Source organism: Paraburkholderia tropica (assembly GCF_914484835.1).
Taxonomy (GTDB): domain Bacteria; phylum Pseudomonadota; class Gammaproteobacteria; order Burkholderiales; family Burkholderiaceae; genus Paraburkholderia; species Paraburkholderia tropica_A.
In genome coordinates this window covers 907-1,115 of sequence record NZ_CAJZAR010000007.1, presented here as the reverse complement: position 1 = coordinate 1,115, position 209 = coordinate 907, and the positions used below count along the sequence as shown (strand labels likewise).

At 65.1% G+C, this 209-nt stretch carries 1 pseudogene; it reads left to right on the top strand.

Annotation, left to right across the window (positions count from 1 at the left end):
* Nucleotides 1-209: pseudogene (gene nusA / locus LDO54_RS39145) on the top strand (transcription termination factor NusA); the annotation flags it as partial.

Genomic DNA, 209 nt, shown 5'->3' with positions numbered 1-209 from the left:
GCGCTCGCGCCGGCGGCCGTGCAGTCGATCGTCGTCGACGAAGAAAAGCACTCGATGGACGTCGTGGTCGACGAAAGCGAGCTCGCGGTCGCCATTGGCCGTAGCGGCCAGAACGTGCGTCTCGCCAGCGAACTGACCGGCTGGCAGATCAACATCATGACGCCGGACGAATCCGCGCAGAAGCAGAATCAGGAGCGCACGGTGCTGCG